We start from the raw sequence: 22457 nt of genomic DNA on the forward strand, positions 1-22457 counted from the left end.
CTGGTCCATGTACAGGTCGAGCGACCGCTCGAAGATCCCGACCGTGGCCTTGTACCGGCCGACGACCGACCGAGTCCATCCCAGGCAGCCTGGGTGGTCACCCCAGTGGAAAAGGAATTGAACGGTCTCGAAAACCAGGTTCATCACGTTCGGGTCAGTTGACTCGACCGCGCCGGAGGCCTGCAGTTGCGGAAACAACCACTGGTACACACCCCATCGTCTGTGCCGCCCGGGCTGTGCGGGTTCCCACCCGCCTTGCGTCGGGGCCGCCGCCAGGTACCTAGGTCAGCGACCTTGCAGCTCGCATTCATCGACAGGCTGCGCAGTGACACCTAGCCTTCGACCAAGCGAGCAACTTCGTCGTACCATCTGTCCCTTTCACCTAACCGCAGATCCGAGAGCGGCTTCTTGGGATTGTTCACTGTCTGGTACCTATTCAATTCGTTCAAGCGGCGAAAGGCGCATGGACGAACAACCAGGGCTAGGATGGTGAGTCGCCCAGCTTCCGCCCTTCTTAAGACCTGCGGAAGTTCCACTGTTTGAATAAACACTGATGCTAAGAAATCAGGGCTGTACAGCGGAACTGCCACATCGGCATTGCAGAGCGCGTCTTCTATCGCGCTTCGCCAGTCCTCACCCGGCAGGATGCAGGTGTCGGCGAAGATTTCTATCTGTTGCTTAATTTCAAGTCGCTTGAGATGCGGCCACAGCTCGTTCCGATACCGTGCGTCTCGATGGCTGTAGCACACGGCAATCTTCCTTGGCACCTGGGGCATTACGACTGTCATGTTACGTCTCACTTGGATTTCTAGGGCGGCGCCAACGCTATGGTCACCGGAGGTCGACCCAATTCCGGATAGGTCGTTCGAAACTCTATTCGATGAATTTGATTGAGGCGCCAAGTCCAACGGCATCGGGAAAGGTCGAAATCCTCGCGGGTAACGAGTGGCAACAGCCGGTTGCTTAAGATAAAGCTGGCCTGCCGAGCCGTCGATATAGGCGATCCAGCGTGCTGTGGATGCCCCTAGAGTGTACAAAGGTGAGGCCGTCGACCTCCTCTTTGTATTCGGAGTCCGCACGGACGTTACCGACGTAGATGCGAATCGTCTGAATGACGGCACCCCTGGACTAGTTGCCGTTATGGCGCCGAATGAGTCTGCTCCACGGGAAGCAAGCATGGCTATTTCCTTCTGACCGATAGAGGAAAGGTGACACTCCGATTACATGCGTGCGTGATGGAATGCCGCCTCAGCAACTGGTAAGCAGAGGAGGAAAAGTGAACCGACTGTTGGATGGATACTGAGAGTCATTCTCGGCGAATGGATCACAGATCCATCACCTCGGCTCGCTAAGCGAACTCTTCGGCCAGATCTGGCCTTCGCTCGGTTACGGCATGTCAGCTGAGCTTTTCGATGCCGATCGTCGACAGCCGGAACCAGGATCGCTCGGGCATGGCGTGGTCGGCTGGTGTTCAACGCGTCTTGCACGGCCAGATCGGCGCTGTTGGCCTCGGGGCTGGTCGAGCCCGAGCCGCTTGGCCAGCTTCACCAGCGACCAGAGCACCAGGATGTTCTGCTCGGCCGAAATCCACCAGACCAGGTCGTACTCGCTGCTGTGCCGGTGGACGTACTCGATGGCGAGCTGGGACTTCCCGACTCCGCCCATCCCGTGCAGCGCCTGCGGCAGGACTGCCGCCTCTCGGACCGTGAGCAGTTCCTTGTGCAGGCGCGAAAGCAGCTCTTCCCTACCGGTAAAGTTGGGATTACGCGGCGGGACATCGCCCCATACACGTGGCAACCTCCTGGCTGGAGGTTTCGTTGGGGCGGCGGAAACCATGTTGTCTCCCGTATCTCCCGTTTGCTCGTCGTCTGGCTGACCGTCAGATATGCCCGGCTTGTCCGATTCGCCTAGAATACCTGCTATTGGTACGTCATGAGCCGGGCCCGCGCCCATGTTGATCCGATCACGTCCGTCACCCTCGGGAGGAATGGAGTCGGCGGCGCCGGACGGCGTCTGCAACTCGTCACCGGGAACACCGAACCGCTCGACCTGTTCCTGGAGCCACTTACGCAGTTGGCTGGCCACCGGTTCGCCGATTGACGCCGTCGCGCCGGCGACAAAAGTGAGCGCCGGTAGGCTCCGGCCCTCGCCGGGCCCGATCACCGCCAGGTCGTCGAAGGCCGAGAGCAGATCCTGCGACTTGCTCAGAACACGGGACGCGATGTTCTCGGCCAGCCCTTGCCACAGGTCGTCCTCGGACACCAGGTTGCCCAGCCCGGCGGAGTCGATCAACTGACAGGCGCGCCGGGTACCGGCCTCGTCGGGCGCCATCGTCGTCAACGCATCGCGCAACACCCACAGCGCCGTCGGATGCTCCAGGCAGGCCACCACGATGTCGATGAGATGGAGCCGTGATTCAGGAAGTTCCTGCACATCGGGGAACCGTGATAAGTCGCGCCTGATCAATCTGATCAGTAACCGGCGATTCTGCGTGGTACTCGTGATCGGAATACTGACCAGCGCGTCGATCAGACCCTGACTCAACTCCGTGGCCGGACCCTTGACCCCTCCGGCCACTGTCACTGGGGTACTCCCGTCATCGCACGTCCAGAACTGTCGATGCTCGAATCAAAGTGCACGGCATGCCGACCGGCCACCCGGCCTATCCATTCAACCGTAACTTCGCGCTCCAACATAGATGCGGACACATAGCCGCTCCGCGCGGATGCGAGGCAGCAAGCTATTATCCGGCCGGGTGACGACCCCCGTGCACCCTCGCCGGATCACGACGCCGGGGCAACCGGAGCACCTTAACAAGCCGACATTGCGATATCACCCCGCGCCGCGGTCGCCCGCAGTTTCGCGGGTCAGTCAGGAAATCCCCAGGTCATTCGACAAATATGAGCTATTTCCAATCAGCCCTGTCCGGATCCGGATCGGATCAGACCGCCCACCGGGTTAAAACGGTTTGGCAACGGTTCGTGGGCAGACGGCCCACACGGACCGTCCGCTCGACCACCAATCACTGACACAACGGGCTACCGCCCCGCTGCGGCGTCCGTGTCGGCGCTGGCGTAGACGATGATCGCCCGCGCGATCGGTGCGCCTCGGCGTTGGGCGAACAGGTACAGGATGCTGGTCAGGTCCCGCGGCGCGGCCGGCACCAGCTCACCCAGCGGGTCACCAGACCGCCCTGTCGGTGGCGTCGAAGTGGCGTAGACGACCCACAACAGGTCGGCGTCGGCATCGACGTCGGCGCTGACGATGCCACCGTCGCGAACACCACCTCGGCGGCGGTGATGTGATCGAGCGTCAGGCCGTCCCCAACCCGCCGACGTCGCCATAGTCGCCGGAGCTCATCGCCAGGCCGTGCGGATGCAACGCGGCGGCGACATCGCCCCACCGCGCACCCGGCCCGACCCGGAACAGCCCCGGCGACCAGCGCGCATGTACGTCAAGCGGAAGCGGGGTACGCCTTGTCGCCGGCTCGACCGCCGACGCGCGCAACGGCGACGGAACGGCGTCGTAGTCGAGCGCTCACGCCGGGCCGCCAGTACTTTTGGGCCGCGCACCACCTCCGACGACGAGGAGGCACCACGCTCCCGTGCCGCGGTCGTTGCGCCAACTCTGTCGGCCCCCCGAACGAGGCTTCAGGGCCACCAGCGGTCGATGTCGTCCAGTGCCGTCACGATCTCGGCGGCGGTGCGGTCCCGCCCCAGCGCGAGCACGACGTCGACCAGAGCGGTGAGTTCGATCAGGATCGTCGGGCGGCTGCGCACCGCAGCCTCGAGCGATCGTTCCCACCGCGGGCGGACCGCAGCGGGTGACGCCTCAGCCATGAGCGGTGCCAGGTCGACAAGGCATTGACGCCCCGTGTATGAGCCACTCTTCGGGACTGCATCCCACGCCTCCAACAGCAGCCGCTCGCGCTCGGTGCCCTCGTGCGCAGCCGCGACCACACGCAGTGCGTGGGCGCGGGTCTCCGGATACCATGCCCCTTCCGCGAGCGGCTTTTCCGCCGCGCGCGTCGCCTCACGGAGCAGGCGGGTGCGCTTCGGCTCGTCGCTGCGCCGCGCGACGGCCACGAGCAGTTCCACTTGTTCGGGTCGTGGCAGAGCGCGGGCCTCGTTCTCGACGAAGTCCAGCCGCTCGACCCGTTCGTGTGGCGTAACGGCGTCGGCGACAGCGAGCGCAGCCTGACACTTGTAGTCGGTCATCTCGATTCGGCCGATCTGCTGCGCCGCCATTGTCGGGTCGCCGTTCGCGATCATGGCGCGCACGAGGGTGAGCAGGGTCGGATCCCGGTCCATTGAGTCTTCGTCGTCGGGAATCATGCCGGCGAGTTGGGGCAGCGCGTCGGCCGGCAGCAGCGGCGCCAGCCGCTCGATCAGGTGGAGTCGGTCGTGCGGAAGGTCCAGCGCCTCGACCGTCCGTAACCAGTTCTCCAGCAGTTGCCCATGAAGGACCGTCCGAGCTCGTGGTGCGAGCGGAACAACCGCGCTGTAGAACCTTGCGTTTGATCGGCGGACAGCGTCATGGATCAGCTCCTCGGCGATGTGTTGCGGTATCCGGTCGGCCAGCGGGTCGATCGCGGGTTCCCACTCGTACGACGAGCCGTCGACCAATGTGTCCGTGGCCCGGTCCCAGTTGCCGTGCCTGGCCCAGGCGCCGAACAGCGCCGGGCGCAGGTCCAGCGGGAAGTCCGCTTCAGCGCCGACAGCGGTCTGGAGCGCCACGAGGTCCGATTCCCCGGCGTGGGCAAGCAGGGGTGGCGCATGCATCGCCAGGTCGTCCGCGGGTAACCGTTCGATCATCCGCCGAAGTACGTCACCGGCCGCGTGCTGGGCCGCGTCGGCCCCGAGACGTTCGCAGTACGTGGCGATGCACTTCGCCCGGTCCCCGGCATCGTTGATCGTGAGGATGCGTCGCGCCTGTTCTTCGACGACCGCCCGGATCCGGTCATCGTCAGCCTCCGGCAGAAGCCGGACCAGCATGGAGATGCGGCTCCAGCGTGCGTCGACCGCCTCGACAGACTTCAGGGCGGTGGTCACGAACATGGCGAACAGTTCGGGCTCCGTCGCGCGAAGCCGCCGCGCCGGTATGCCGGAGGTCAACGCCTCCGCTTCCGTGCGGTCCGCATGCTCGAGGATCTCGACGACCTCGCGCTCAGCGCGGTCCCGGTCCACACCGGAGGCGTAGGGCAGGACGGCCAGCAATGCGTCGAGTCGATCGGTGGTTGTCCACTCCCCGCGGGCGTGGACGATGCGATAGGCGGCGGCATCCCGTTCCGCGGTGGGCCGGTAGGGAGCGAGTCGTGCATCGAGGACGTGCGCGTCCTGTGCGTCGCCCAGCTGCGCAAGCTCGTCCTCGGCCCGCTGGATCAGTTCGTCTGTGGGTTGATCTGTGCGCTCGGCCAGGGCAAGCAGAACCCTGAGCCGATCTGCGGGTGCGGGGAGCCGATCGGCCATCTGGCGTACCCGGGACAGGTGCGACAACGGTGCCTCCGCGGCAACGTGCGCCACAGTTATCCAGCCCAAGCCTTCGTCGAACCGGTTCTCGGCCCAAGCGACGGCGGCATCGGCGGCATCGATCCGCTCGGGGTCCAGCCGATAGGCGTCCAGGAGTAACCAGGAATCCACGAACTCCGACAGCGGCTCCTCGGGTGGCACGGCCTCGCGGACGAATCGGCGGCGGGCCGGACCCTCCACGGCTCCCGCGAGCCGCAGGAGGCGCCATGTCCGGTCGCGGTCCTCCGGTTCCTGCCGGGCGATGAGCGCCGCCTCCTGGGCGATCGTCGCCTGTTGGATCGGGTCCAGGACCGGCAGGACGGCGACCAGCATGTCGAAGCGGTCGCGACCGGTGGCCCAGTCGGCGGCGGCGAGCGCCTGCGCCGGCGTCCACACGTCGTACTCGAGAGCAAGGGCCGCGAAGTCCGCGGGGACCTCTCCGATGGCGGAGCGCACCGACGCGATCATCAGAGCCCAGCGGACGAGGGCAGCGGTGTCCCCGGCATCCGACGCGTCTGCCCAGGCCCGGCGGAGGTCCGCCACGTATCCGGAAACCTGCCCGTGTCGCAGCCTGATGCTCCACCACGCGTTCGATCCGGAGGCGGTCTCCCGGCAGAGTATCTCGGGGAGCTTGTCGGCCCTGCCGGCCGCGTGGAGGTGGTGCACGAAGTGATCGAGGTAGTAGCCATCGTCCGCGATGAACGGCGCGTCGGGATGTCGGGCCTGGTAGGCGTCCAGGAACGCGCGATGCTCCGTCGCCATGTCGGCAATCGCCGTCCGTGCGAGATCGTGCAACAGGTCGTGCATCGACACGGCCTGGTTGGGTGACTCGCCTTCCGCTCGCAGGAGTGCCTTGGTGACCAGGACCGAGAGCACGCGGCGGGCGCGGCGCTCAGGTAACTGCGCGCGAGCGCTCCACAGCGTCACAAGGGTCGCTTCGGGAATCGGCCGATCCCACCGCAGTGCGGCCAGGTTCCGGAAGCACGTGGCGGCGACCCGCTCCAGTTCCTCGCCCGATCGCTCCAGCGAGTCCAGGCTGACGCGCAGCGCCCGCAGCAGGTCCGGGTACGGGTACTCGGGCAACTGCTCGCGGACGAAGCCGAGGTCTGCCTCCTCGATGGCCGCCGCGATGTCGCTCCACGGTGTGCCGCCGCGCGCCATCGCACCGACCAGGGAAAGGGCCAGCGGTAGGCCTCCGCAGTCGTCGGCAACGCGGAGGGCGGAGTCCGGAAGGCCATCCACGGCTTCGCCGACCCAGGCGGCGAGATGCTGCATGGCCTTGTCCCTCGTCAGCGGTTCGATGGCGATCGGGACCGCACCCAGACGCGTGGCGATTCCGCCGTCGCGAGTGGTGACCAACAGATGGGTCGCCGATCCCATGACCGCCACGAACGGCCGTAGGTCGTCGTCGCTCCACGCGTTGTCGGCCACGACGAGAAGCGGCAGGGCCCCGATCCGGCGGGCCAGCCGCGCCGTGGTGTCTTCCACCCGTGTGTACTCACGCAGGTCGTCGGCCACCGCGGCGCCGATGCGGCGCAATCCCGCCAGGACGTCGGCGTCGCGACCGAGATCCACCCAGACGACACCGCCGGGGAACTGGCGACGTACATGGATGTTCCTGGCCACGGCCGCGGCCGCGACCGACTTGCCGACGCCACCCATGCCGTGCAGAACGAGAGTGCGCTCGCGCGCAAGCGCAGTCAGCCGCCGCGGACTGTCGAGCTGGAGCGCCGCTTCCAGCCGCGCGTAGTCGAGAGGACGCGGCTGGTAGTGCGGCGGCGGGGGCGGAACGTGTAGCGGATTGCCGAGTATCGGCTCGGGCTCCCTCAGGTGACGTACGACCTCGGCGAGTACGACGTCATCCGCGCGCTCGCGTGCGTCGACGACATGGAGCCGGTTGAGGTCGCGCGGCACAGCGTCGCAGATCCGTGTACTCGGTGGCACACGCAGCAGGACCGGGATGACCACCTTCGCGGCCTCCAGCGCATAGCGCCACTCGGCCTCTACATAGTCCGACGTCAACGCACGTGGTCCGAGAACGACAACCACCCGGTCGTGGGACTCGATCGCGTCGCGAATCTCCTGCACGAAAGTGAGCGCGCGGCTGGGGAGTGAAACGCGGTCAAACCACACGGACGCACCTGCATCCTCCAGACCATCCCGCAGACGCGCTACGAACGGCTCGTCGTCTCCCCGTCCGTAGGAAAGGAACACAGACGCAAGTTCGGCCACAATGCCGAGGCTCGCACCGGCGCAGCCACCGGTCAATCGACTCGCCGTGACCCAACACGACAAACACCCAGGACGCGAGACCGCGGCTATCGGGGCCGGCGCCGCCACGCCCTGCCTCACCGGGCCCCACCGCAGCGTCGGGGGTCGTCGGCGCGGGTGGCGTTGATCAGGCCTTGTGCGCCGGCCACCAACCGGTCGATCACCTCGACGTTCCCGGCTGTGTCTCTGCGACGAGTAGCCGACCGTCGGACAGCGTGACGATGCCGTTGGGAAGTGAACTTCTCGCTTGTCACATGCACCTCGCCGTTGGGCTGCACGACGAGAGCGGTGTCGGTCTGGTGCCCTTCCCCACGACCGCCACGCCTTTCGCGGATGGGATCAAGGGTTTACCCCATCAAGTGGACACCGTCGATGCCTTGTGGTGGATCCAGTGCCGTTCTAGGTTGCGATGTGGGCAGCAATCGGGATTGAACGCGCACGGCGGGAGTCGATAACATGATCACACCGTCCACCGCAACAAGGGCGATCAGCGCCCGATCCGTGACATTGACCGGTGTCCTCGTTCTCGCGCTCCTCGCGACCCCGGCCGCCGCCGGCCCCGCGACCGCAGCGCCGGCGGAATCTGCCGGTGCTGCCGTGCCGCGGATCGCCTGGCAGCCGTGCGGCGACGTCGCGCCCGGCTACGAGTGCGCGACCGTGCCCGTGCCGCTCGACTACGACCGGCCGCGGGGGCCGAAGATCCCGCTCGCCCTGACCCGCCGGCCTGCCTCGGATCCGGCCCGCCGGATCGGGTCGCTGTTCCTGAACCCCGGCGGGCCGGGTGGTTCGGGCGTCGGGTTCGTGTGGGCGGCCGGCGACATCCTGTACTCCGACGAGGTCCGGGCCCGGTTCGACCTGATCGGCTTCGACCCGCGCGGGGTCGCGCGGAGCGCGCCGTTGCAGTGCTTCGACACCACCGACGACGCGGTCGCGACGCTCCCGCCGTTCGCGTTCCCGTACACGCCTCAGGAGGAGCGGATCTGGATCCGGTCCATGGAGGCGTACTCCGCCGCCTGCGATGACCGGGCCGGCCCGGTCATCGACCACATGTCGACGGCGAACGTCGCCCGCGACCTGGACCTGCTGCGCCGCGCCGTCGGCGACGAGAAGATGACCTTCGCCGGCTACTCGTACGGCTCCTACATCGGTTCGACGTACGCCAACATGTTCCCGGACCGGGTACGGGCGGTCATCATCGACGGCGTCATCGACCCGGTCTCCTACGCGACCGGCCGGGGCAACGAGGCGAAATACCTGCCCATCGACGCCCGCCTCGTCAGCGAGCAGGGCGCCTACGAGACTCTCCAGGAGTTCCTGCGCCTGTGCGACGCCGGCGGCGACACGTGCGCCTTCTCCGGCGGCAACCCGAAGCAGCGCTACGACGCGCTGGCCCAGCGACTCCTCGCCGACCCGGCGGAGCTTCCCGACGGCGAGGGCGGCACGTTCACCTACGGCTACGCCGACCTGGTGAACGACTCGCTCGGCGCGATGTACGACTCCGGCTCCTGGCCCGACTTCGCCGACCTGTTGCAGTTCCTCGACACGCTCACCGACCCCACCGCGGCAGCCGCAGCCGTCACCGCGCTACGGAACCGGCTCGCGCCGCCGCCGTTCCCCGTCGAGCCGGCGTACGACCAGGTACTGGAGGGCTTCGCCGGCGTGTGGTGCCTCGACGGCGACAACCCCGACAACGTCGGCGCGTGGGTGGCCGCCGCCCGCAACGCCGACCGCCGCTACCCGTACTTCGGCCGCGCGTGGAACTGGGGCTCGGCCATCTGCGCGTCGTGGCCGGCCCGCGACCGCGACCGCTACGCCGGGCCGTTCAACCGCCGCACGGCCAACGACGTACTCGTCATCGGCAACCGCTACGACCCGGCGACCCGCTACCAGGACGCCGTGAGCACCGCCCGCATGCTGCCCCGGTCGACCCTGATCACCTTGGAGGGCTGGGGCCACACGTCGCTGCTGCTCTCGGCTTGCGTCGACGCGCACGTGAACACCTACCTGCTCACCGGCCGCGCACCGGCCCGTGACGTCACCTGCCGACCCGACGCCGTGCCGTTCGCCGGGCCGGCGGCAGCCAACCGCTCGGCCCAGCCGTCGCCACGCAACCAGCTCCTCCCACCGCTGACGGCGGGCCGGCCGTCCAGATGACCGCGACGCTGTAAGGAGACGACCGGCACGCTGTGCCACCCACTGGCGCAGGCGGGACGGATGCGGGAAACTGCCGCGATGCCTGCTGAGTACGTCCAGAGTGACCAGTTCCGTGGTGCCCGCATCCACCTATGCGACCTTGCCGGCCTCGAGATTCGCGATTGCGAGGTCACCGGCCTGAAAATCGTGGACTGCTACGGGGGCGACGTCTACCTCGGTGGCGACTTCAAGCGTCTCGTCGTCAACGACGTCGACGTGACCGCCTACGTCCAGGCCGAGCTCGACCGGCAGCATCCCACGCGGGTGCTGGCGCGTGACGCCGCGTCCGCCGTCGACTACCGGGCTGCGTGGGATGCCATCGAGACGCAATGGGACGCGACGCTCGACCGCGCCAGGCTCCTGCCCGAGGCCAAACTGCACGAGCAGGTCGACGGCGAGTGGTCGTTCGTCGAGACCCAACGGCACCTGCTGATGGCAAGTGATGCATGGCTCGGCAATGCCGTACTCGAGGAGGATTCGCCGTACCACCCGCTGGGGCTTCCGCACGGCGGAATGCCGCCCGACGCAGTGACGAAGCTCGGGTTCACCCTCGAAGCCACCCCGACGCTCGACGAGGTACTCGCGCCGCGGCTCGCTCGCATGGCCACGATGCGGCGCGTCGTCGACGGGCTCACCGAGGCCGAACTCGACCGGGTGTGTGGTCGCAAGCCGGCGGACCCCTATCCCGACCAGGAGTACGTCGTGCGCCGCTGCCTCAAGGTGGTGCTCAAGGAAGAGGCCGAGCATCACCGGTATGCGGTACGCGACCTCGCCGTGCTCGAAGCCGGCGCCTGAACCAGCCGCACCACCCGCAACTCTTGTCCCCCGGACGGGGTAACGCGGGCACTCGACTTGTACGCCCTCAGATCGTGCGTTGTCTCGGAAACCGGGATTTCCGGAGTGTCCGGGTTGTGATGGCGGCCGGCTGCGGCACCGCGTTGAGTTGCCTCCAGGGGCGGCCCGTCCAGGGCCCGGCCGGAGTGACGGGGGACGTGGTGGGTGTGACGACTGTGCGGATTGCGACGTTCAACGTCGAGAACCTGGACGAGACGCCGCCGGCGAAGGCGCCGCCGACGTTGGCCGAGCGGGTCGCGGTGATGCGGCCGCAGATCGTGCGCCTGCGCGCTGATGTCGTGTGTTTCCAGGAGGTCCACGGCCAGGAGCGCCCGGGTCAGCCGCGGGGCCTGCACGCCCTGCAGCAGCTGCTCGCGGAGACGAACCTGGAAAAGGCCGACCTGGTGTCGACCAAGCCCGCCGACGATGCCGTCTACAACGAACGCAACCTCGTCGTCGCCACCCTGTTCCCCGTCGTTTCGGTCGAACAGATCCGCAACGACCTCGTCGCCGAGCCCACCTACCTTCGGCTGACCGCTGTCCCGGCCGACACGACCCCGATCTCCATCGGCGTCGAACGGCCCGTGCTGCACGTCCAGCTGACCCTGCCCGACGGCGGCCTGCTCCACGTGATCAACGTGCACTTCAAGTCGAAGATCCCCACCGACATCCCCGGGCAGAAGGTCGACAACTTCACCTGGCGCACGGCCGACGCGTGGGCCGAAGGCACCTTCATCTCGTCCATGAAACGCATGGCCCAGGCCGTCGAGGTCCGCCGCCTCATCGACCGCATCCTCGACACCGACCCGAACGCCCGCATCGTCGTCGCCGGCGACTACAACGCCACCCCCGACGAGATCCCCGTCCTCGCCATCCGCGGCCGGGTCGAGGACACCGGCAACCCGGCCCTCACGCACCGGGTCCTCGTTCCGATCGAGCACACCATTCCCGAACCGGCCCGATACACCCTCTTCCACCAGGGCCAGGGCCAGATGCTCGACCACATGCTCGTCACCCGGAACCTGCTCGCCCACTACCGCGGATCCGAGATCCACAACGAGATCCTGCACGACGAATCAGCCGCCTTCGCCGAGGACAGCAAGTACCCCGAGTCCGATCACGCCCCCGTCGTGGCCACCTTCGACTTCAGCTGAGCAGCCCGATCATGACCAGTGACGTTCCGGTCGAGGAGATCCGATTCGCCGTCGTGCTCAACGGCGGGGTCAGCCTCGCGGTGTGGATGGGCGGAGCCGTCCTGGAGATAGACCGGCTCAGCCGGGGCGAGGGTCCCTACGGCGCGCTGCTCGACCTTGTCGGAGGCACGGCCCGTGCCGATGTGATAACCGGGACGTCGGCGGGCGGCATCAACGGTGCGGCGCTCGCGCTGGCCCAGGTCAACGCCGGAGCGGACCTGCGCCAGTTGCGCGACCTGTGGGCGCAGCAGGGCGACATCGACGCGTTGATGCGCCGGCCGTTTCAGGGCGCGCCGGTGTCTCTGCTGCGCGGCGACGAGTACTTCCTGCCGCAGTTGCAGACGGCGTTCCAGCGGTTGGCGTCGCCATATCGCAAGCGCCCGCCCGAGGAACGGCCCGTCGATCTGACCATCACGACGACGCTGCTGCACGGGGCCCGCGTCATGCACGTCGACGCCCTCGGGCAGAACCTTCCGCAGAGCCTGCACGACGGACGGTTCCGGTTCCGGCATGACAGCCCGCAGTCCGTGCCGCCCGGGCACGCGGCGTCCACCGACTTCGACTGTGAACACCTCAACGAGACCGTCGCCCGGTTGGCTCTTGCCGCCCGCAGCACGGCGTCGTTCCCGCTCGCGTTCGAGCCGTCCTACGTGCCGGTGGCCGAGCAACTGCCGCGACCGGATGACACGCGGCCCGACATGCATTCCGTGGCTTCCTGGGCGAACGGCCGGACGACCGACCGCTCCCGGTTCGTGGTCGACGGCGGTCTGCTGGCCAATACGCCGACCCGGGAGGCGTTGGAAGCGGTCGACCGGATGCCCGCCGAGGGACCGGTGCGGCGGGTGATGCTGCTCATTTATCCGCACGCGATGGCGAACGTCGCCGACGATCCGGATCGACCGGAGGACGTGCCCACGGTCCTGGAAACCCCCGCCCTTCTGATCGGTGCGCTGTCCAGCCAGGGCAGCAGGACCCACGTCGAGGAGATCGATCGGCACAACAAGGCGGCGGCATCGCGCCGGGCCGGCCGGTTCGACCTGATGGACTCCCTCACGACCGGCAACCAGACCATCTACCAGACCGCGAACCACCTGTATCCGCTCTACGAGCGGCTGCGCGAACGGCGGGCGGCCCGCGACCTGGCCGGCCGCGTGCCCGCGGCGGAAAACTGGCCGTACGAGCGGATCCGGGTGTGCGCGGAGCGGGCGCAGGAGAGCGAGCGGGGCAACCTGCCGTATCTGCCCGGTGAACCCGCGGTCGACGCCGCAGTGCACATCAGGACCTGGAGTGACGGGTGGGCGTGGGGAATCACGACAGCGGAACACCTCGCGGAGAGCTCGCTGGACCTGCTGTCCCGCCTGGTGTGGGTCGTGTCCGGCGAGGACGGCGTCGTCCTCAGCGCCCAGCGGAAAACGCTGTTCGAGGCCCGGCTGGCGATCCGGCAGCTACGCGAGAAGGTGGACCGGCCGTGGGTCACCGAGCCCAGGCTTGCCGACCGCGCACCGGATCAGGGGTACTGGCACGACCGGCTGGACGTGTACCGCCGCAAGATGCTCCGTCCGATCCCACCGTCCTCGCCCGACGAGGGAGCGATCGGCGAGTGCGTCCGCGAACAGGTCACCATGATCGCCGAGTGTGTCGCGGCGACGCTGCCGCACCTGAGAAACCTCGACGCCCACCGGCTCGAACTCGGTCGCCTGAGGCCGTGGAAGGATCTGCTGACCGAGCCGCCGGTGGCCGAGGAGAACGACGCCGGCATCGGCGACGACACGACGCGGGTACTGGCGCGACTGCTGGCGTTGGAGATCCTCACCACGTGCCTGGCTGAGGAGACCGAGACGGGCATGTCCCAGCCGGTGGAGCTCGTCCAGGTAAGCCTGATGACCCACAACCCCTTCGCCCGGTACGCGGTGACGCCGGCGGACAAGGGCGCCGGGATGGCGCTGTCGCGCTTCGCCGGCTTCCTCAAGCAGTCCTGGCGGATCAACGACTGGATGTGGGGCCGGCTGGACGCGTCCGCGACGCTCTGCCGCATCCTGCTCAATCCTGAACGCCTGCGCCGGATCGCCATCCTGAACGGCACGCTGACGGCCAGGACACCGAGAGAGAACGCGGAGGCCGTCGTCAACACGGTCACCGCAATGTTCCGCGGTACGCCGCTCCCGCAACAGGCCGGGCCGTTGGTTGCGGAGGCGGTCGAGCAACTGCTCGAGGTGTACGCGGACACGTTGCCACCCAACGGGCTGCCGACCTCGCTACCCGCGCTCGCGGACCTTGCCGCCTGGGCCGTGCAGGCGGACATCGCGGCCGAGGAGCTTCCCGCGCTGGCCGACGCCGCCCGGGCCGACCGGGACGACGGCGGCAACCCGCGGGCCCGCGGTGTCCAGTTCCTGAACCTGAACGAGCAACTGCTCACGGATCTGCGCACCGCCACGGATCCGACCGAGCGGGTGAAGCTCGGCCTGGCGGCGCTCAAAGCGTTCGACAAGGCCGGCATCGGCCACGAGGCGCTGCACGAGGAAGCCACCAGTGACCGGCTCATCCGCACCACGGTGGAGGCAGCCAGCGTCGCGGTGACCGTGGTCGACAGCGACCGGTCCGGTCTGCCCGTCCTCAAACCGGTCACCCGCACATTGCGAGGCCTCGCGTTGCTTCCGTACTGGGCGATCCGCGGCGTCACCAGTGGCAGTGGCATCGCGAAGTTCCTGGCGCTGCTGGGATTCAGCGTCGGCGGCCTGCTGGTCGTCCTCGCATTGCTCGGCACGCTCCCGGCCTGGGCCTCGGGCCCCGCCGCGGCGGCCGGAGCCGGCGCGTTGCTCGGCACGTTCGCCTACGGCGCCCTGCGCACCGGAACGTTCCTGCACGGCATCGTGCTCTCCGCGCCGGTCGTCCCGCTGGTGGTGTTCGCCATGACGGCCGTGGGCACGGAAGGAGCCAAAGCCACCCGGGGCGCGTCGGCGCTCGTGCTCGTGTTGATCGCCGTTGCCTCGCTCATCATCCTGGGCAGCCTTCCCGCGTCACCGCCGAGCCCGGTCATCGTCGTCCGGCGCGGCGGAACCTACGTGTGGAGGTACCGCAACCGCTACCTTGCCGGGCTCGCGATCCTCCTCATGTTCGGCGGCCTCGCCTGGATCGTCGTCGGCCTGATCGCGCCCGCCTTCTCCTCCTGGGTGCGGACGTCCACCGCCGTCGAACGGACCGGATGGGCGATCGGCATCACCGCCTTCGTCCTCCTCGTCATGACCATGCTGGCCTGGTGGCTCGGCCGGCACCTCGGGATGTGGGTCCACCTTCCGACGGGGTACCAGTACCGGTACACCGTGCATCCGGCGGGCAGCGCCGCGGGGTGGAGCATCATCTACGCGGTGTTCTTCATCGCCGTCGCCGTCGTCCTCGCCCGCTGGGGCAAGGCCGGGACGTGGCAAGCGACCGAACCGTGGATGGTCTCGGCCTTCATCACCGCGGTCATGCTCGCGGCGGTGCTGCTGCTCGTGGTGCCCTGGTTCGCGCCCTGGCGGGCCTGCGTCCGACTGTCCGAACGGGTGATCCTCGAAGCCACCGCCGAGGTCTACCGCGTCGATCCCGCCAACGGCCCGGCCACCGTGGAGGACATGCTCATCGCGCGACTCCAGTTCACCGGCCTCGCCTACCGATACTTCCTGTGCCTCGGCAAAGGCAAGAAGGACCTCGCCCTGACCCTGGCCGGCAGACGCGTCTGCAAACGAATCAAGCGCAAGCTACAACTGGTCGACGTCGGGCCGCACCCCGACCAGGTCGCGACTGAGCCGGCGGCAAGCCGCGCGCCGTGACCTCGGCTTGCCGTTCAGTACCAGGATGGGCCGAATTCGACGTACGGCCTTTCGAGTGCGGCCGCGTCCTCGTCCGTGAGGTCGACATTGAGTGCGGCAACGGCGTCGGTGAGATGGTGGGGTTTGGTCGCCCCGACGATGGGCGCCGACACAAGGGGATTGCGGAGCACCCAGGCCAGGGCGATCTGGGCCATGCTGACGCCGCGTTTGCCGGCGAGTTCCTCGACGGCGTTGATGACCGGCTCGTCGTGCGGGGAGTCGAAGGCCTGGACGACCTTGTCGGTGCTGGAGCGGGTGCTCTGCTCACCGGCCGGGCGGGCAAGGCGGCCTTTGCCGTTCGGCGAGTACGGGACGAGGCCGACGCCCATGTCGCCGCACATGGCCATGAGTTCGCGTTCGTCGTGGCGACGCAGGAGGTTGTACTGGTTCTGCATGGACACGAAGCGGGTCCAGCCGCCGAGGTCGGCCGCGTGCTGGAGTTTGGCGAACTGCCATGCGTACATCGACGAGGCGCCGATGTAGCGGACCTTGCCGGCCCTGATGACATCGTGCAGGGCCTCCATGGTTTCCTCGACGGGCGTGTCGTCGTCGAAGCGGTGGATCTGGTAGAGGTCGACGTAGTCGGTGCCGAGACGGGTCAGCGAGGCGTCGATCTGTTCCAGGATCGCCTTGCGGGACAGCCCGGATCCGCCCGGCCCGTCGTGCATGACACCACGGACCTTGGTGGCCAGCACGATGTCCTCGCGGCGCGAGTAGCGGGTGATGGCGCGGCCGACGATCTGCTCCGACGTGCCCCGCTGATAGACGTTGGCGGTGTCCCAGAACGTGACCCCGAGTTCGACGGCCTGACGGAAGAAGGGCTGGGCGTCGTCCTCGACGAGAGCCCACGGGTGGGCGTCGGGCGTGGTCGGGTCGCCGTAGCTCATGCAGCCGAGGGCGAGCCGGCTGACCTTCAGGCCCGTGTTACCGAGACGGGTGTGCTGCACCGACTGCTCCCTCGTGATGGTGACGCGTCCGCCACCCATCATGCGCCACCGCGCGCGCAGAGCCTGGATTCCTCGATCGCCATCTGCAGATCCCGGACGCGCCCAACATGGCGCGCAACGCCTCTTCGACCTGCTCGACAAGCAGCAGCAACGACTTCAGCGCTGGTCAGGCCCGACGAGGCGAAGGGCGGCGTCCTCGGGCCCGTCTGGACTCAGCGCGATGCAGACAGATGATCCGAATCGATCAATTTGCTACCGGGAACTCGAGCTTGCAGGTTGTGGACTTGCCAATCACAAGAATCCCCTTGGTGCCACGACTTCCTTCCAGCGGGAGAAATTCGTGATACGGAGTCATGACCGGCAACGGGATGCCGTAGACCGCGCCGGCCACCTCGACCTCCCAGTACTCCGGCTGCCTGATGTACGTCCTCGGAAGAAGCGTCACCTTCATGTTCTGATACGGCTTCATGCCGCTGACGATCAGGAAGTAGGTGTCGTTCACGATGCCCGGTACGATTTGCGCGTCGTCGAAGTCGATGAGTTGTACGCTCGACGGCGCCTGCGTAGTTGCGATGTCGGTGGTCACAGGTGAGCTCCTCTCTACGCGAGACACATGATCCGCCTCGCGCGACTGTCGTTTACATTCGCATACCGCTTGTCGAGCTGTGACGCGATCGGCACTTTCCGCCCAGGCCGCCAGGGCGAGGTGTGGTGTATCCCGCGGAGATTTCGGGATTTCGGAACCAGCGCAGCAGCTCGCATCCCACCGTTGTAGTGCGCCTCGTATTCAGAAGCGCCCGGAGGAGGTTGCCCTGTTCCAGCGTGGTGTCGCCGGCGCTGGCGTCGGCGGCGAGGTCGGTCACGGTGGTGGGGACGTACAGCGCCGCTGTGAACAGGAGGCCGATGAGGCCCAACTGCCAGGGAATTCCCACGGCGGGCGGGCGATCGACCAGCCGGCGGCCGGCAACGCCGCCGATCCCGACGTGGTACGGCGGCCGACTCTGACGGACGGGCGGCCGTGCGGGTCAGTCCGTCCAGGGGGCCTCGTGGTAGGCAACCGACAACGAGAGGACGATCAGATAACCGTGAGAGGCCAACGGTCCGTTCCACAACGCGTCGAGGTCGACGGGTTCTGAGTCGTTGAAGACTATCGGCCACGTGAGGCCGTAGTCGGGCACGTTACTTCTCGGGTCGGTGGGCCCGGACCACGCGACCGCGAGCGTCCAGCCGTGCTGGGCAACGGTGTAGCTCAAGTTCGGCCGCGGCAGCAGCGATCCATCGTCCGCCCTGCCATTGCGCGCGTAGTACCGGACGACATCGTCCAAGGTGTCGGTGATGATCGGCGTCAGCCCGTCGCCATTGTCGATCTCGCGCAGGGCATCGAGGAGGTTGTCGGCGCCGAAGTACCTCGCCTCGTCCCGCCGGCACAGAAGGCGGTAGTCGTCGTGCGAGGAGAAGCCATTGCCGGAGCCGGCGTGACAGATGTCCTCCGCGGACCTTGCCACCGGCGTCAACCCGGACGCGGTCCGGGTGGCGGAATCGAGCGCTGTAGCGATCTCGGCCGCGGTGGACCGGCTCGCCTCCCGGACCGGACCGGAGCGCGCCTGCCGACTGGCCTCCTCACGGCTGGGTCCGTCCGATACGCACGCCGCCAGGGCAAAGGTCAGCACCGCAGCCGTCGGCAGCCGGATCCAGTGACGAATCGCCATATCGGTAAGGATGCCGATCGGCAGTGCGGGTGCACATGAGTAGCTCTACTCATGTGGTCTCGGCCAGCCAGCGCCACTCGTTCCAGGCAGCCAGCCTCTCCCGGTACAGCCTCTCGGCGACCGTGGGCTGGGAGCTGCCGCCCAAGCACGACTGCGGCGGCGGTGACTGGCGCCCTCACCGAGCCCGAATCCGGCCTGTTCGCCATCGCTGAGCTCCCGACCAGCATTCGGGCCCCTTCTGGCGGTGCCACTGGCCATACCAGACGCCGATGCAGCCGGCGGTGGAGCTGGCGGCCTACATGGCGAGATCACGTCGTTGGGCGGTCGCCCCCGGTGTTGGTGACGGTGATGGTGCCGCCGGGGGCGTTGTACTGCACCGCGTTGTCGCGGGCGATGAAGGTGTTGACCCAGGTCTGCTGCGCGGCCGGAAGCTCGGCCCGCAATTGCTCGGTCCATGCCTGTAGTTCGTCACCGAGGTCGGGATACTCGGCCACGAGATCGGCGAGCCGGTCCTGCCATCGCGCGGCCCACCGTTCGCGGACCTCGGCCTGACGATCCGCCGGGGCTGCCTCGATCTCCGCTGCGGTCCGGTCCGCCAACTGCTCCGCGATCTCTTGCCGACGTGGTCCGCCGCGGCCGAACAAGCGCCCCATCGCGGCCCGGGCTCCGGTCCACGTATCGGTGGCCACCGCCCCGACGAACGCCGAACCGCCCGCCGCCACGACCGACATGAGCCACTCCGGAACCATGGCCTGCCCTCCCTCCCCCGCCGTACCGGGTTTCACCGACGGTAGTCGTCGATGTACCGCTTCGAATCACCAGAACAGCTGACTTTCACCACCGACCCTGGCCGCTCGAATTCCGTCCGAGCAGCGGGTAACTCGATCGATCTTCGTCAGATCGACGAACCCCCGGATTGTCCGATCGTGACGATCGAGGTCCGGAACCGCAACGAAGTCCCGCTCCCAGATCGGGATGTGACTGTTCGTAAGGAAGGGATACGGTTGAGTGACACCTGCGGTCGGACAGGAGAACCCATGGTTCCAGCGACGACGCCCCACGTTCGACCGTCCTTTCGTCCGGTCATGGTCGTCAGCGGTCGTCGCCACGAAGGCGTTGCGTTGGAATGACCGAGCCGATCACCGGGCCCGTGCACAGGGCGGTCGCCGAGGGGCAGAGCGTCTACCAGTCTTCGGGACAGGCGGTGCAGTACAACGCCCCTGGCGGAGCTATCACCGTCAATCAGTACGAGCCGGTGGCGGCGACTGTGCGGCGTCCCTGGCTGGCGCCTCCGCTCGCGGCCGGCATCGTCGCACGGCCCGAGGTGACCGGTCGGCTGATGGAGTTGGTGTGCTCCGAGCCGGGCGACCTGGTCACCATCACGGGCGTGCACGGGACCGGAGGGTTCGGCAAGACGACCCTGGCCGCCTGGGTGTGTCACCAGCCCGAGGTCAAGGTGCGGTTCCCGGGCGGGTTGCTGTACGTGACGTTGGGTGAGCGGGTCGCCGGTGGCCAGCTCGCCGCGAAGGTCAACGATCTCGTCGAGCAGCTCAGCGGTGTTCGTCCGGCGCTCACCGATCCGCTGCAGGCAGGCATGCGGCTGGGTGAGGTGTTGGACGGCCACCCGGATCCGGTGCTGCTCGTCATCGACGACGCCTGGACCGATCAGCAGGTGGAGCCGTTTGTCTGCGGCGGCAGCCGGTGTCAGCGGCTGCTGACCACGCGTCAGCGGCGGCTGGTCGACCCGCGCCGGGCGGTCCAGCTGGATCAGATGACGTCGCAGCAGGCAGCCGCTCTGCTGATGCGTGATGTTGCCCGCGGCGACCGCCGCCTGATCGACCGGGTGCTGACCGCGACGGGCCGGTGGCCGGTCCTGGTGGCGTTGGCGAACCGGGCGCTGCTGCGCACCGTGGACTACGGGGCAACGGTCGCGCAGGCGTTGCAGGGTATCGCCGACCGGCTGGACGAGGATGGTCCGAGCACCTTCGACCTGGACAACGCTCACCACCGCGGCCGGGCGGTGGCCACCACCGTCCGGGCCGGCCTCGAACTGCTACCGCCGGGGACGGTCGACCGGTTCTTCGAGATGGCAATCTTCGCCGAAGACGCCGACGTGCCCCTGGCCACCTTGCACCTGTTGTGGCAGGCGACCGCCGGACTCACTCCACGGCGGGTCCGTTCGGTGTGCGAGGCGCTGGCCGATCTCGCACTGGTGACGGAGTACCGGCACGACACGGCCACCGTGCGCCTGCACGACGTGATCCGGTCCTATCTGATCCACGAAGCCGGCCCGCGACACGCTGCCCATCTGCACAGGACGCTCCTCGACGCGGCCGCCCGGACCCTGCCGACCCAGGCCGTCCCGCCGGCCTGGTGGGAACTGCCACAAGCACCTGACTACCTCACCCGTCACCTGGCCGAGCACCTCGCCGCCGCTGATCGACATGACGAGTTGGCCGCCACAGTCACCGATCCGCGGTGGATCACGGCGCGGCTCACGCGCTACGGCCCCGCCGAAGCCGAGGCCGATCTCGCCCGGGCAGCGACACAGACCGCACGCGTTCTCGGCCGCAAGATCCGCCAGAACGCGCACCTGCTGACGCCGATCGCACCCAGTCACGCACTCGCCGCGGTGCTGGCCAGCCGCCTCGACCACGTCGACGCCTTCCCGACCGCGCTGCTCCGCGACCAGCCAGCCGGGCCGGCGGGCCGGCGCGTGGTCAACCGGTGGCCGCTGCCCGATCTGCCCCACCCGGCGTTGACGCGGACCTTCACCGGCCACGCCGACCGGGTCACGGCTGTCGCGGTCGCCCCGGACGGGTCGTGGATCGCGACCGGTGGCGACACCACCGTGCGCATCTGGGATCCGGACACCGGGGACTGCCTGCACACCCTGACCGGACACGCCAGCAACATCACCGCGCTCAAAGCCGCGGCTGACGGGCGGTGGTTGGCCAGCAGCAGCGCCGATCACACCGTGCGGGTGTGGGATCCGACCACCGGTGCATGCCGGCACATCCTGACCGGACACGCCGGCCCGGTCACCGCGGTGACCGCTCCCACCACCGGTGAATGGATCGCCAGTGCCAGCCACGACTGGACCGTCCGGGTGTGGGATCCCGTCTCCGGCGCCTGCCGGATGGTCCTCGCCGGCCACGCCGGGCGGCTGACCGCCCTCGTCACCGACTCCACCGGTGGCTGGATCGCCAGCGGAGGACAGGACCACACCATCCGGGTCTGGGACACCACCACCGGCGAATGCCGAATCGTCCACAACGGGCACACGAACTGGATCGCCACCCTCGCCGTCGCCCCTGACACCAGGTGGATTGCATCCGCCGGCGGCGACAGCACGGTCCGCATCTGGGACCCGCTCACCGGTGCGTCCATCCACACCCTTGCCGGCCACATCGGCATCGTCTGCGCCTGCGTCACCGACCCGACCGGGTCGTGGCTGGCCACCGCCAGCCACGACAGCACCGTTCGCATCTGGGACACCGACACCGGCGCCTGCCGGCACGTGCTCACCGGCCACACCGGCTGGGTCGTGGCCGCCACCGCAATTCCCGGCCCCACACCACGACTGGCCACCGCGGGCCACGACCGGACCGTCCGAATCTGGAACCTGATCGACGGCCGATGCGAGGCCACCTACACCGGCCACACCGACCGGATCGCCGGACTGGCCGCCGCTCCGCACGGACGCTGGCTGGTCACCACCGCGGACGACCGCTCCGCCCGTACGTGGGACCCGTCCACACCCGCCCCCACCGTCGATGCGGCCCACCACAAGAGCCGGATCACGGCGCTGGCCTGCCACCCGGCCGGCGACTGGCTAGCCAGCGCCAGTGACGACCACACCGTCCGCATCTGGGACACCGCCACCGGCGCCAGCCGACTCATCCTCCGCGGCCACACCAACCCGGTCCGCGCGCTGGCCGTCGCACCGGACGGC

General features: G+C 68.1%; 14 protein-coding genes. 5 read left to right on the plus strand and 9 right to left on the minus strand.

The window, feature by feature from the left end; genetic code table 11:
- The 5 genes from Vau01_RS61855 to Vau01_RS61870 form a co-directional block, all read right to left on the minus strand.
- Positions 1 to 210: hypothetical protein (locus Vau01_RS61855; protein ID WP_204014651.1), on the minus strand; the 210-nt coding region annotated here is incomplete at its 3' end.
- Between the two features lie 122 nt (positions 211 to 332).
- A complete protein-coding gene (locus Vau01_RS61860) occupies positions 333 to 788 on the minus strand; it encodes a toll/interleukin-1 receptor domain-containing protein (protein WP_204014654.1) in 456 nt (151 codons plus the stop codon).
- A gap of 598 nt (positions 789 to 1386) precedes the next feature.
- Complete coding sequence (locus Vau01_RS61865; RefSeq protein ID WP_204014656.1) at positions 1387 to 2577, minus strand: effector-associated domain 2-containing protein; 1191 nt, start codon at positions 2575 to 2577, stop codon at positions 1387 to 1389.
- A gap of 461 nt (positions 2578 to 3038) precedes the next feature.
- Positions 3039 to 3164: a hypothetical protein gene (locus Vau01_RS64970; protein WP_275424072.1), complete on the minus strand. Its 126-nt coding sequence runs from the start codon at positions 3162 to 3164 to the stop codon at positions 3039 to 3041.
- Between the two features lie 486 nt (positions 3165 to 3650).
- Positions 3651 to 7859, minus strand: coding sequence for a TIR domain-containing protein (locus tag Vau01_RS61870; protein ID WP_308440552.1), 4209 nt, complete (start codon positions 7857 to 7859; stop codon positions 3651 to 3653).
- Positions 7860 to 8279: 420 nt separating this feature from the next.
- Between Vau01_RS61870 and Vau01_RS61875 the strand changes: the two genes are divergently transcribed.
- From Vau01_RS61875 to Vau01_RS61890, 4 genes are all read left to right on the plus strand, one after another.
- Positions 8280 to 9932 (plus strand): alpha/beta hydrolase, encoded by a 1653-nt coding sequence (locus Vau01_RS61875; protein ID WP_204014662.1) that lies wholly within the window; start codon positions 8280 to 8282, stop codon positions 9930 to 9932.
- Positions 9933 to 10010: 78 nt separating this feature from the next.
- Positions 10011 to 10766 (plus strand): DinB family protein, encoded by a 756-nt coding sequence (locus Vau01_RS61880; protein ID WP_204014665.1) that lies wholly within the window; start codon positions 10011 to 10013, stop codon positions 10764 to 10766.
- Positions 10767 to 10972: 206 nt separating this feature from the next.
- Positions 10973 to 11959: an endonuclease/exonuclease/phosphatase family protein gene (locus Vau01_RS61885; protein WP_204014674.1), complete on the plus strand. Its 987-nt coding sequence runs from the start codon at positions 10973 to 10975 to the stop codon at positions 11957 to 11959.
- A gap of 11 nt (positions 11960 to 11970) precedes the next feature.
- Positions 11971 to 15807 (plus strand): patatin-like protein, encoded by a 3837-nt coding sequence (locus tag Vau01_RS61890; protein WP_204014677.1) that lies wholly within the window; start codon positions 11971 to 11973, stop codon positions 15805 to 15807.
- 14 nt (positions 15808 to 15821) lie between these two features.
- On the opposite strand, the gene Vau01_RS61895 is transcribed toward Vau01_RS61890, so the two are convergent.
- The 4 genes from Vau01_RS61895 to Vau01_RS61910 all read right to left on the minus strand — a co-directional run bounded on the left by Vau01_RS61895 (position 15822) and on the right by Vau01_RS61910 (position 19251).
- Complete coding sequence (locus tag Vau01_RS61895) at positions 15822 to 16793, minus strand: aldo/keto reductase (protein ID WP_204014680.1); 972 nt, start codon at positions 16791 to 16793, stop codon at positions 15822 to 15824.
- Positions 16794 to 17037: 244 nt separating this feature from the next.
- Positions 17038 to 17379: a hypothetical protein gene (locus tag Vau01_RS61900; protein ID WP_204014683.1), complete on the minus strand. Its 342-nt coding sequence runs from the start codon at positions 17377 to 17379 to the stop codon at positions 17038 to 17040.
- A gap of 439 nt (positions 17380 to 17818) precedes the next feature.
- Positions 17819 to 18502: a hypothetical protein gene (locus Vau01_RS61905; RefSeq protein WP_204014686.1), complete on the minus strand. Its 684-nt coding sequence runs from the start codon at positions 18500 to 18502 to the stop codon at positions 17819 to 17821.
- Positions 18503 to 18810: 308 nt separating this feature from the next.
- A complete protein-coding gene (locus tag Vau01_RS61910) occupies positions 18811 to 19251 on the minus strand; it encodes a hypothetical protein (protein ID WP_204014689.1) in 441 nt (146 codons plus the stop codon).
- 377 nt (positions 19252 to 19628) lie between these two features.
- Between Vau01_RS61910 and Vau01_RS61915 the strand changes: the two genes are divergently transcribed.
- Positions 19629 to 22457: NB-ARC domain-containing protein (locus Vau01_RS61915; protein WP_239153103.1), on the plus strand; the 2829-nt coding region annotated here is incomplete at its 3' end.

The sequence above is a fragment of the Virgisporangium aurantiacum genome (genome assembly GCF_016863635.1).
GTDB classification, from domain to species: Bacteria; Actinomycetota; Actinomycetes; order Mycobacteriales; family Micromonosporaceae; genus Virgisporangium; species Virgisporangium aurantiacum.